Origin of the sequence: Flavobacterium sp. (genome assembly GCF_027531705.1) — a bacterium.
Taxonomy (GTDB): Bacteria; Bacteroidota; Bacteroidia; order Flavobacteriales; family Flavobacteriaceae; genus Flavobacterium.
In genome coordinates, this window is sequence record NZ_JAPZSP010000028.1 from 22,450 (window position 1) to 34,815 (window position 12,366).

The window sequence follows — 12,366 nt, forward strand, 5'->3', positions numbered from 1 at the left end:
ATTGAAGGAATAATAGCTAAATTTTTCAAAACTTTTTTCTTTATATGGTGCAATATTACTATAAAAAAATTAATTTATAACATTTTATTTGAAAAAAGTTATAAAAGTATACTTCGGCTTGAAAACTATAGGTTTTAAAATCTAAATATTTATTTCATTCTGTACCTCATCAAAATTGCGTTTCTCAGCTCATTGATGAGGTGAATGTTTTTTGCGTGATGGGCTTCTTGTTCTTGCAGCAGCTTGAGTGCTTGGATGTTTTTATGGTGCTGCTCGTGTTCACGCATCATTCGCGTTGCTCTTGGATTGAACTCTTTTTTGAATTCATAGAGGGATAAGAACGGAATAACCGAACCGCGAAGAAAAGGCATCCAGAATTTGGATTTCCATAGGCTCATGGCTATCCAAAAAATGTCCTCTTTTTGAGCTTCGGTTTGGAAGACTAGTACAAAGCTGTTTGTAAAAGGTTCATTGCTTGGTTTTCCGCTATTTAGTCCTTTTGATAATACGAAAAAGTGCGGTTTGGCATAGTGCGCCCCAGGTTGGTGGGTTTTAATAAAAATTGTGTCAATAGTACAAGGATTTAAAAGGTTAACTTCCTTCGTCTTCCTATTTTGGTGCCCGAAATGTGATTGAATACCGAGATGCCCCACACACATTTTTGCAAAAGAAAAAAGGAAAAAAAAGAAAGCCGTCTTGCCTTGTGGAGGGTTTCAAAAAAGCAAGTTTTACGGGTAAAATACTACCCTTATTAGTGAATAGTAATTAGTGATAAGTGAATAGTCAAGCTGGAAATGTAAGGGTGGAGATTTTATCCGGAACCGAAGGCTTGAACTTGCTTTTTTGAATACCTGGAACTTATCTTTGCTCTCTTTTTTTTATTTTTTGTTTTGATTTCAAATTCTAAACGACATCGTATAATCGGATTTTATTTGAAGGAATGAGTTTTGATTTGAAAAATAGACGTCTTCGGAAAGGGTATCAAATTCTTTGGATGGATGAATTAACCAAGTCATAAAATAAAAAAGCTATTCATCCGGCCAAAGAATTTGATACTCTTTCTTTTGGTTTTGATTTTTGAGGATGCCTGAAAGTCAGTTGGCAGTCTCAGTGTTCAGTTAGCAGAAAAATGTCTTATGAAAATGTGAAGCATCTTCAAAAAACAATGCATCATACTACCGAGTGCGATGTGGCAGTAGCGCAAGTAAGGGTATCATTTTTTATTTGCTTATTGGGATGTTTCTGATTGCTTTAGTGAAAAAGCTGATGCCTGAAATTCAGTTGACAGTCACAGTGTTCAGTATGCAGCAGATTATCTTAAAAAATGGTATGGCATCAGCTTTTTCGCTGGAGCAATAACTGTGGGGTTTCTGGCAAAAAAAAAATGATACTCTTACTGGGAATTTTGGTTTTGTGGGTAATAAAATGGCTTTTACCCTAGGCAAATTTAATAAAATTAAAAGCCATTTTATTACTTACAAAAGCAATGCAAATACTTCCTATTTAACCACAAAGTTGATAAAACAGTTACCGTAAACGTTCTTAAAAGCAATGAAAAACGTAATGCTTCCTATGAAATGGCGAACGTTGTTAAAGACAGTGGCGAAGGACGGTGTTTTTTGTAGCTGGGTGATGCGATGGGAGCTGCAAAAAATGTTGTCCTGGAGCCACTGGCAAGCGCGTTGGGAGAGCGGCTTTTTTACATAATGTTATTATAGTGCATCCGTGATTTTGATTAGTAGCAGGATAGTTCTTTATGCACTATAATGCCACATTATGTAACTAAGCTTTGGGAAAGTTTTTGTTGCCTTGCACTATTTTTCTATCGGAGTGATTAACTTCTGGCATACAAAAACTTTTGGAGCGTTGGGAAGGGGTGGCAACTGGAAACTAATTAAAACATACTTCCATTACTATACTATTCGGAAAAATATTTTTTGTAAAGCACAGCAAGACTTTAATTTTTTTATTACTGTTTTCATTTAATAAGAAAGAATAAAGTAGATTTTATAAGCCTTTTTCACATTTAACAAATAGAATATAAACTATCTTTAGTTCTTTTTTTATGTATCAATTATTATCACAAAAGTATTTTTGTTATCCTGCCTATTTCTATTAGCTGAGGAAGAATTTAACTATTATTTTACCAATTTCAATATTCTTAATGCACCGCTACCAACAACAGCAAATACAATAGCTCCGATAATCAAATCAGGATAGCTTGAATTGAGCCAATGAACCAAAAGCCCTGCAACAATAACACCCGAATTGATTATAATATCGTTTGATGTAAAAATCATAGTTGCCTGTATGTGGGCTTCTTTGCTTTTGTTCTTTTGCAACAGGTAAAGACAAAATATATTTGCCATTAGTGCCAAAACAGAAACGATAATCATAGTTTGAAAATCGGGCATTTTTTCAAAGCCTAAAAAACGCCTGATAACTTCAACAAAACCAATAACAGCCAATAGGATTTGAAAGTACCCTGCAAATTTGGAGATGATGTTTTTCCTTGCTATTGTTCCACCCACAGCTAATAAAGCCAAAGCATAAACGATACTGTCCGCAAGCATATCCAAACTATCAGCTACCAAACCCATTGAATTGGAAAAAATGCCAAACACCATTTCCAATCCAAAGAAAACGAAATTAATAATCAGTACAGTCCAAAGTAGTTTCCTTTGATTATTATTTGTATCTGTTTCAAAAATTGCATTGCTTTCTTCAGTTGAAATCAATGTAGTATTCAGGTTTAGTGTTCCCAAAGCCGTTAAAATCGGGTCGGGATTTCCATTGTGATAAACGTTCAGCTTTCTGTTTGGAATATCAAACTCTAATGATTTTACCGTATCAAAGTTTTGCAGTTTCATACGGATTAACTGCTCCTCACTTGGGCAATCCATTTTTGTAATATTGAATATTGTTTTGTTCATCTTTTAAAGTTTAAATTTTATTCCTCCGTTAATTACAAATCCGTCCAATGGTGAATAAATATCTTTAAAAACAGGGTTGGTTATAGTACCTGTATAAATGTTATCAAAACGTGTCTGTCTTGTATCAAGGAAGTTTTCAAAGTTTATATATAAAGAAAATCTTTCCCAAATCTTTTCAGCCATAAAGCCACATGTCCAATAATCGTTTCCTATTGTTCCGTCATTGAGCTTTTGCGGACTGAAATAATAGGCTTCTAAACCAATCTTCCATTTATCCTCAATTTCATACATCAGTACAGAGTTAATACGGTGTTTTGGGGTTAATGGATTTTCGGTAGTTGTTCCGTTTTCAATCAATCGGGTATCGGTAAAGGTGTAGCCCAGAAACAGTTTCAAATCATCATATCCTATTTTTACGTTGGTTTCTGTTCCTTTAGTATGAATGTAGCCCGATGAATTGATGAACTGATAAAGATTAGCAGATGGATTTTGAAGCAACAAAGGATTATCCAGATAAGTATAAAAAAACAGTTGGTTTATGCTGAATGTCCAATCATCGCCTATATTAGTACGGTAGTTGATGTCTGCATTTGCTCCGTAACTTCTTTCTAATTTATTGGTTTTATTGTTAATAGGCATTACGTTTTGGTACTGTATGCGTTCGCTTTCTTCGGTAAAAATGGTTGGTGTTTTGTAGCCAAATCCGCCCCCGATACGTGAAGTCAAACCGTTTGCAATCTTAAACAATGCCGATACTCTTGGCAAAAAAACAGCTCCGTAATCTATCACGTAATCCGTCCTTAAACCTGTTTCTAATTGAAGCCAATCGGTAGCCTTAAAAGAATTTTGAACGAAAGCCCCGAATGTGGTTTGGTTGTAATCCCTCAACGGAAATGCGGTAATCTGTTTTTCTTTAAAATTGTCCGTCCAAATATTAACGCCTGTTACCCATTCCGATTTTTCTTTGCTGTGCGTATAGCTTGCTTCCGTAAAAGTAGCGGTCTGCGTTCCCTCAAATTCGTAATTCGGAATAGCCGTATTGCGGTTAAAATAACTTACGCTGTTTTTGATTTGTACAAAACTGTTTTCGTTTACAGTATGGTCAAAAACAAATTGAGTGGAATAACGCTGTGTTTTGTTTTCCTCAAAATATTGATGTGTGTTATCCCCTTTGCCTTTGATGTAAAGCATATCGCCACCCAAACGGTTTTCAATGGTGGTGTTAATGCCAAAGTTCATTTTTGTTTTATCATTGAAGTAAACAAATAATTTAGGGTTCAGTACATACCTTTCAAATTGGGGAATTGCAGAAAGCCCGATTTTTGCAGGGTCGTAAGCTCCGTTGCGATTATGTGAAGCAAATATTGTCGTTCCGATTTTCTTAAACTTCTGTCCGTAAAAACCGTTGATGTCTAAACCTCTGCCTGATGTTCCGTTTAAATGAAAACGCAAATCCCTTTCTTCCGCTGGTGTTTTGGAAATCAGATTTACCAAACCTGCTATTGCTCCACCACCGTACAGCGTAGAAGTTGAACCTTTGATAACTTCAACCTGTTTTAAGTCAAGCGGTGGAATTTGCAACAAGCCTAACCCACTTGAAGCACCCGAATAAATAGGAAAACCGTCTTTTAGAATTTGCGTATATCGTCCGTCAAGCCCTTGAATACGAATACTTGCATTGGCACTTGTGGGCGATGTGGTTTGTACGTGAATACCTGTACTTTCACTCAAAAGCATACGAATATCCCCTGCTTTCATATTGCCTTTTTCGTCTAATTCCTCTCTTCCGATAAACTCAATGCGTGTAGGGATATTTTGGATAGTTCTTGTACTTCTTGTAGATGAAATAACAATACCGTCTAACTCTGTTGAACTTTCATAGAGTAAAATCTCAATCGGGGTTGTATCTTCTAATGGAAAGTTAAAGCTGTCGGTACGTTGGGCAAAACCAACATAACTAAATTGAATTACTTGCAGACCGTTTGGAATACCTGTTAATATGATTTGTCCGTTTTCATCTGAAGTTGTTCCGATTGTGGTTCCTATAACCTGTACGGTTACGTCCATTAAAGGCTCTTTTTTTTCGCTGTCTTTAATTACTGCTTTGAACGTATTTTGTGCATATACACAAAGGTTGAGTGTCATAAAAAATGACACAATAAGTATTTTTTTCATTGTAAAAATGATGCTTAATATGAATAAATGAATTGTAGCGGTGCTATGCACCGCAGGAAATAAACTGTGCTGAAAGCACTACATATTAAACAAGCTGTGGGGGATGCCAAACGGAAAAGGGAAAATTATAAACAGGCGGTGTTGGCATTGTTCCTAATTTTCTTTGCGGTTCTTTTACTGAATGTGTAACCGAAAAATGAAAAGTAGTTAAAACAAATCCTGTACAGGTGTTACAGCTAAAAAAAGGCGAACAACAACCCTTATTGCAATTTTGGTCTTCCTGTCCGTTTTGTCCTTGCTCAGTTGTATGCTCCTGCATACATTTATCCTCAACAAAAGTCGGTAATGCTGATAACAGCAAGACATAAAAGGCTAATATTAAAGATATAAATTTCATTTTGCGAAGATACTGAAAAAAATACTCTTTTAGGAAAAGTACAATTTAGTTCGTAAATATAATATGTTTCTTTTTATTAGAACTATAACAGATTAGTAAACTATCTTCATTTAAGGTAGGGAAAGCAGATATTGTTATTGAAAAAATATTATTCTTCATAAAATTTCATTTTAATTTCTATGTGTAAAATGCTTTTTCCATTACTTCCTGTTCGCTTCGGGAAATTCCGATTTCATTTGCCATTGTTTTCCATTTGGTCGTAACTCCTAAGACTTGCTGGATAATTTCCTCCATTTGATTATTGTTTAATCGGAAATATTCACCTACACTTTTTGCTAAATCGAAATCCAATTCATTGTTATCAGTATCAATATTTAAGGCTAAGCCGTCTTTGTCTATGGAAGGATTGAGGTCATAGGCCGGAGATAATATCCAACCTTCTTTGGTTAGTATAAATCCGTGGTTTCTTAAATGATCATCGGTGTTGGAAATGGCTATGTTGAAGATTATCCTTCGCCATAGTTGGTGTAGGTTGGCTTCTATGTTTGCTCCGTGATTACTAATAAATTCTGCAATATCTAAGTAGCTTGCTTGGTTGTCTCTAATGGTGTCTTCGTTATTTCCGGTCATTGTCATTGCGGATGCAAAGTGGATTCGTTCTCCGTTTTTACGGTCGAAACGTTTTGTGAAAAAGGTATGGTGTTTGCCTAAAATTCTTTCCATATGACAAGGTGCCATTTCAATTCCAGCCTTAGTTGCCAATTGATACGCTAAAAATTCCCAAGCAGCTTTGTCAATGGTATCTGTTTTGGATGGAAATTTGGCAATCCAAAGACTTTTATCTGCGTCTAGAATATTGGCTTTAGGTCGTGCTCCACCTAATGACGAACCAGGTGTTATTAGTACTGAAAGGTATCTGTTGACATCTTCATTATTTATATCATTTTCAAAAATGAAGGCAGCATTTTGAAGCTCTCTAATTGAAGCCCAAGGAGGTGTTGATGTTACTTTATCATTGTCTAAAAATTCACCCACCAGGTCTATTTTAAAACGCAATGCTCCCATACGGCTTTCATCAAAAACACCTAACAGAAAATCTATATCGTAAAGAGTTTTAGGCTTTACATTCTTTTCTCTTGCCAATTGTGCTTCTCTACGTTTCATTAGTGTGCGTCCCCAAGTATCGGGCATACTGTCGAGAAAAATGCCGAAGTTCTCTTTTTGATTTGGATATTGTGGCCCACCATACAATTGTATGTCGGGGTCGAGTAAGAATTGTTGTCCTGATTTGAGCCAGTCCTTATCGTACTCAAAGCTAAATGCTTTCTTGCCTTTGGCTTGTTGTGCAGACAAAATACCAACTATCTTTGGTTCTTGCATTCCAATCCAATGAGCGTAAACGTATATATCGGTTTTTGTGGACATTTTAGACGGTTGTATTTTTTAATTTAAAAGGTTCTCGATACAATTTTCACTCCATTGCATTGCGTAAAAATCACTCGAACTGACGTTTCATTTATATCTTATAATTATTTTAAAAGTTCGAGGTCTTGGAGTTTTCTTCCCAGTTCGTCGTCTGCAGCTAGTTTTAAGAAATCATCCTGTAGGCCTAGCACTCGTAGTACATTGAAATAGGCACCCATAGCCACACTTGGGCTTCCCTGCTCAATTAGGTGTAAAGTTGACCTCGCAATATCAGCTCTTTCCGCCACTTGAATCATTGTAAGTTTTCGCCTTTTACGAGCCATCTTTACATTTTCTCCCATCTGCTCTAATACTTTCTCGTATTTTGGAAAAACGGATTGCTTTTTACTGGTTGTTGCCATATCAAATGTTTGTTATTCTGAACAAATATACTATTTATGTTTGAAATAACAAACATAAGTGTTTTTTAGTTGTGTTATAACTTTGGCAAAAAAACCTACTTTTTGCCAAAATTATATAGCTGATTTCTTTTGTTGCGTATTGTGATATACTTTATATTACAAATAATAAACTAAAATATTGATAGTAAACTAATGTGGTTTATTGTGTAAAAACAGGTTTATTGTTTTGTTTATGAGGTGTTTACTGTTTAACAATTTTTCCACCCACTTATTCACCCACTTTTAGATGTTAATTTCTCTTGAATTGAAAATTATTATTTTTTATTATTCAATAAATCAGCTGCTTAGCAATACGACATAAAGAGATTGTAGGTTAATTATCTACCCACCTTTTCTACCCACTTTCTTGTCTTCACTACTCTATTTTTCAATAATTGAGACAAATATTGAACATTGCGATATGCAATAGGGTCTATGATCATTTATAGTTGTTTTGTCAGGTTGAACCTGATTATTTTACTACGAAACATCTTTTTTTCCGTTAAACTTTGGCAGTAAACAACATTTATTGCCGAAGCTTAATCGTATTCAAAGGAGTCAATAAAAAACTTTAGGTTATATAATTCAAGTACGCAATCGTCTTCTAAATCTTCGTTTTTTAGTTGGTCTATTTCTATAAAGGATAGGTCGTTTGCAAAGGACTTTTCGCCTATTAGATGTTCGATGTGAACATAAACTGCCTCTCTAAGTCTTGGGTTGTCTTTATGGATGATGTAATTTTTGAGCAATACTTTTATTCCTAAATCGGTTGGTTTGTTTGGGTTTTCTAATGGTATGAAATACATTTCGCTTATTCGTAAAGTGATGCCGTAATACTCTAGTGGTTTGTCGGTGCCGTTTTCGTATTTGGTTAGGTTGGTTTCGGGTTGGAGAAAAGCGGTTATTTTCCAACGTTTTATATTTGGAGAATGACGAACTAGTAATTCTACTTCTTTGAAAAGATAGGGGTTTCCGTTTGCTGTAATGATTATCTCTGCACCGTTTGTTTTGTTTTTGATGATGAGGTCTAGATCTTTGTTGTATTGATGTAGTATCTCGATTAGTTTGTCGAAATGTGTTTTTAGTTCTTCTTTTGGGATTTCGTTTAGGAGTAGAAAAACGAAGTTGTTTTGTTGGAAGTAGTTCCAGAAGGTGGTTATTGTTTTCATTTTGTTACTTTTTGTTGAAACGCGGATTTACACGAATTTTATCTTTTGTCTTGTGCTGTTTTTTCGAATGAAATTAAATTGACCATCTCACGTAATCTAGAACGAATTCGGTTGCCGTAGTGGGTTTCTATTTCTGTGGCTGATAGGTTTGTGGTGATGTGGGTTTTTAGTTTTTTTGAGATGAATATATCATATCGGCTTAATATAATTTCTGCCATTACATTGCATTCGTTGCCGAAGTATTTTAAATTATTTTCTGTTCCTAAATCGTCGAAACAATAGGTTCTTGGTTCTGATTGGTGTAGTTTACCCTTAGAATATCTATGAATTACTTCATAGCCTTCTTGAATAAATTCGAAACTTATGTCTCTGCAGGGTTTTACGATAAATTTATGTTCTGTAGCTGTTAGGTATTTCATTAAATTCATCAATGATGTTTTTCCGCATCCGATTGGTCCGGTTAATAGAATTCCCTTGTTGAGGTTTATTCCGTATTGAAAACATGTTGGTTCGTCTTTTAAGAAATAAGCGATTAGTTTGTATACAATTGGATAATCGGTTTCAATGATTTTGAAATGATTGCCGTATAGTTCAACTCCTTTAGCTTCGAGCCAATTGATTACTTCGGTGTAGCTGTAATGTGATTTTATTTCTTTTTCCATAACTGAAAATTTAACCGCAAAGACCGCAAAGGATTACGCTAGGTTCGCAAAGGATGAGATGCTGAAACAAGTTCAGCATGACAAAAAGACTATAATGGCTCTGAATAGTCTTTGTCGGTTGTTGTGTTGAGTTGTTTTGCTCTGTTTGGTTGTTCTGCATTTGAAATAAATTTTGGTGCGTTAATCATCCAATTTTGTGCTGCTGCTTGCCAATCGACCATTGGTGTTTTACCTCCGACTAACCAACCGACACTTTTGAAATAGTTGAAGAATTTTTGAGCTTCTTGTTCCGGAAAGTTATTTTCTTGGAAATAGATTTTGACTTCTTCGATTGTTGGCTGTGACTTTTCTTCTTTTTCTTTTTTTGCGGAACTTTTTTCTTTTTCTTCATCATCGTTTTTTAAATCCAAATTATTTATTTCTACAAAATTTTTTGAGTGCTTTTCCAAGTTTGAAACGTTTTTATCGTTTAAAATGTTTGTATTGTTTATATAGTTTATAGAAGGTACTACTGCTTGTTCAGTACCTGTTTCACTACTAGTACAAGACTTGTTCAAAGCTTGTTCAGAAACAAGTTCAATAAGTGGTTCATTTTTTGGTTTTCTTTCGGATTTTGGCAGCGGTTTTAAATCTTCTGAAAAGTTGAATAAAATGACATGACTTCCTTTGAATGGATTGTATGATGGTTCGTAATTGATATAACCCAAACTATGCAAGTTCTTCAGACATTTATGATAGGTTGCTTTGGAACTTATTTTACTTATTCGCATTACCTCATCGCGATTAATACTGATTGGATTTTTGAAACGATTGCAATTCCAAAATTGAAACAATGCAATGTATAAACTTACGTGTGTTGGATTTAGCGTTTTATCAATGGCTACTTTTTCGAAGAAACCAGTTAAGTGTTTGATATAATTCATAATTGCTAAAATTATTTGAACAGAGTAGGTAAAGCATTTACCTTATTTCCATTTAATAACTTATCAATATCTGAATTGTCATAATACATTATGCCACCTATTTTGGTGTAGGTGAGTGTTCCGTTGATGCGGAGATTTTGCAAAGTACCTGGAGAAATGTTTAACAGTTTACGGACTTCATTGGATTTGAGCCACTGTTTTGTTTGTTGCGGTTTGGATTGAATGATTTCTTTTAAATCGTTCAAAAGAAGACTTCTGAATTCGTTTAAGTCTTCGCGTGTAATAACTTCGATTGCCATAACGTATGTTTTAGATTGTTATGGCACAAATTTGTAGTTTTTGAATAGTTTTAAATCACAAGTCAATCACAAGTTGTGATTGATTTTTATACAAAGTGTTGTATTTATTGGTCTTAAAGTAAGTCGTCTGTGTTTTCCATCCGTTTTACTAATTTTTCTTTTAATGCGTTTAGGAATTTGGTTTGGTCAGATTTTCGCATTCTAATTTCAAGGAAAGCCCTGTGATACTGACCTAAATCGATGTTGAATATGTTTTCAAAATACTCCGCAATATCTTTCAAATCGGATGCTCCATTATTAAACACACCTTCGGTATGCAAAGCATACAAAAGCTCTATTAATGCGACTTTAGAACCTGTCCAAGTTTGCTTTACCTTCGGGTTGACTTGTGATTTTTCCTTTGTGTCTTTATTTTCCATCATCAACAATTTATCTTCGAGATAAACTTGGATTAAATCGTGCGCTAAAATCTTTGCTACTTTAAAATCGTGAGAGGTTGAAAATGTATGATCTGCTTCAAAATAAAAACTATCTAAAGCTAATTATACATCGATTTTTCCTCGTAAAAAATATTTGTGATCTAAATAGCTGCTTCCTGTTCTGTAATATCTGTAGAAGTCTAAGTTACCATCAAAATATCTTTTAAGTTTATCTAATTCGTTATTAAGGTATTTTTTGATAATTCTTTCACCACCATGCGGTTTCTTCGTTTCAATTTTGAATATAACGTTATAATAAATTAGTTTTGACGTAAATTTGGGCTTTACATTTTTAAAGAACTCTATTTCTTGTTGACTTGATTTATTTTTCTCTTTTTCAAATAATACTTTTAATTTTTGGAGTGATTTCAAAATAATATCTATAGCACTTTCACAACGCTTTATTGGGTCGTCTATTTCTAAATCAGTAAAATTTAACTGTTCGTTTAAATCTGTTAATAATTGGTTGATTTTTGGGCTCAATTTCTTTGGTATTAATTTTTGATTGAAACTTTTTTAATAATTTAAACTAATACCTAACCCAAATCCCATATCACTATCGTAATGTGTTCTTAAACTTATATTTCTTTTTAAAATGTAACGTGCATCTAGCATAAATTCTGTATCGGTGTTTACCATAAACCCCATTCTTAAGCGTTTTGAAATTGGAATATCCTCTCTCATTAACTGTAATCTTATGTTTCCATCCTGAAATACTTCTGCTTGAGCAATTACTAACATTGGTAATGTGTAATTAACCCCGGCACTTATAACGGCTCTTTTATCTTTGGTATTTTCTTGTCCAAAAATGTTTTTTTCTATCATTCCATCCATATTCCTGTAACGCCAATCGAAACCAATAAAAGGCATCAACCACTGCATTTTTCCTATGTATCTGCCTAAATGAAATTCGGCTTCATAACCATGCATATCATTGTATCCTAGTCGCCATTCTGCACCTAAACTCCAACGTGTATTTTGGATCATTGCCATACCATCATTTCCATTAGTAGCAAAATCATTTTCTGCCATGAAATGAAAAGCTCTATCATCGCAAATAATTTTCTTTGTGCTACTTTTGGATTTGGAATTAGCGGATTTGGCGTTTGGTTTTCATAGGTGAATACTCTTCCCATTCCTGCCATCATGTGATACAAAATATGACAATGAAAAAACCAATCTCCTTCAACATTGGCATTGAATTCAATTATGTTGGTTTCCATAGGCATTAAGTCCATTACATTTTTTAATGGTGCATATTCCTCTTGACCATTTAATATTCTGAAATCATGTCCATGTAAGTGCATTGGATGACGCATCATGGAACCATTGTAAAGTGTAATTCTAATGTTTTCTCCTTTTTTTATTAGGATTTTATCTGTTTCAGAAACTACTTTATTGTCTAAACTCCAAACATATCGGTTCATGTTACCTGTTAGTTCAAAACGAAGTTCTTTTACTGGG

The 12,366-nt window shown here is 34.3% G+C and carries 10 protein-coding genes and 2 pseudogenes; all 12 read right to left on the reverse strand.

Annotation, left to right across the window (positions count from 1 at the left end; genetic code table 11):
* Window positions 1-149: 149 nt before the first annotated feature.
* Window positions 150-659 carry a hypothetical protein gene (locus tag O9267_RS11250; RefSeq protein ID WP_298179471.1) on the reverse strand — a complete coding sequence of 170 codons (510 nt, stop codon included), beginning with the start codon at window positions 657-659 and terminating at the stop codon, window positions 150-152.
* Between the two features lie 1,479 nt (window positions 660-2,138).
* Window positions 2,139-2,933, reverse strand: coding sequence for a cation diffusion facilitator family transporter (locus tag O9267_RS11255; RefSeq protein ID WP_298179472.1), 795 nt, complete (start codon window positions 2,931-2,933; stop codon window positions 2,139-2,141).
* A gap of 3 nt (window positions 2,934-2,936) precedes the next feature.
* Complete coding sequence (locus O9267_RS11260) at window positions 2,937-5,108, reverse strand: TonB-dependent receptor (RefSeq protein ID WP_298179473.1); 2,172 nt, start codon at window positions 5,106-5,108, stop codon at window positions 2,937-2,939.
* A gap of 85 nt (window positions 5,109-5,193) precedes the next feature.
* Window positions 5,194-5,505 (reverse strand): hypothetical protein, encoded by a 312-nt coding sequence (locus tag O9267_RS11265; RefSeq protein WP_298179476.1) that lies wholly within the window; start codon window positions 5,503-5,505, stop codon window positions 5,194-5,196.
* A 177-nt stretch (window positions 5,506-5,682) separates the two neighbouring features.
* A complete protein-coding gene (locus O9267_RS11270; protein WP_298179479.1) occupies window positions 5,683-6,930 on the reverse strand; it encodes a type II toxin-antitoxin system HipA family toxin in 1,248 nt (415 codons plus the stop codon).
* A gap of 104 nt (window positions 6,931-7,034) precedes the next feature.
* On the reverse strand, window positions 7,035-7,331 hold the full coding sequence (locus O9267_RS11275; protein WP_140996399.1) for a helix-turn-helix transcriptional regulator: 297 nt from the start codon (window positions 7,329-7,331) through the stop codon (window positions 7,035-7,037).
* 578 nt (window positions 7,332-7,909) lie between these two features.
* Window positions 7,910-8,539 carry a hypothetical protein gene (locus O9267_RS11280; protein WP_298179485.1) on the reverse strand — a complete coding sequence of 210 codons (630 nt, stop codon included), beginning with the start codon at window positions 8,537-8,539 and terminating at the stop codon, window positions 7,910-7,912.
* A 38-nt stretch (window positions 8,540-8,577) separates the two neighbouring features.
* Window positions 8,578-9,201 carry an ATPase gene (locus O9267_RS11285; RefSeq protein ID WP_298179487.1) on the reverse strand — a complete coding sequence of 208 codons (624 nt, stop codon included), beginning with the start codon at window positions 9,199-9,201 and terminating at the stop codon, window positions 8,578-8,580.
* Window positions 9,202-9,290: 89 nt separating this feature from the next.
* Entirely contained in the window at window positions 9,291-10,124 is an 834-nt protein-coding gene (locus O9267_RS11290; protein WP_298179489.1) for a transcriptional regulator, read from the reverse strand.
* 11 nt (window positions 10,125-10,135) lie between these two features.
* Window positions 10,136-10,423 (reverse strand): helix-turn-helix domain-containing protein, encoded by a 288-nt coding sequence (locus O9267_RS11295; protein WP_064715049.1) that lies wholly within the window; start codon window positions 10,421-10,423, stop codon window positions 10,136-10,138.
* A 113-nt stretch (window positions 10,424-10,536) separates the two neighbouring features.
* A pseudogene (locus tag O9267_RS11300) lies at window positions 10,537-11,385 on the reverse strand (RteC domain-containing protein).
* Window positions 11,386-11,418: 33 nt separating this feature from the next.
* A pseudogene (locus O9267_RS11305) lies at window positions 11,419-12,366 on the reverse strand (multicopper oxidase domain-containing protein); the annotation flags it as partial.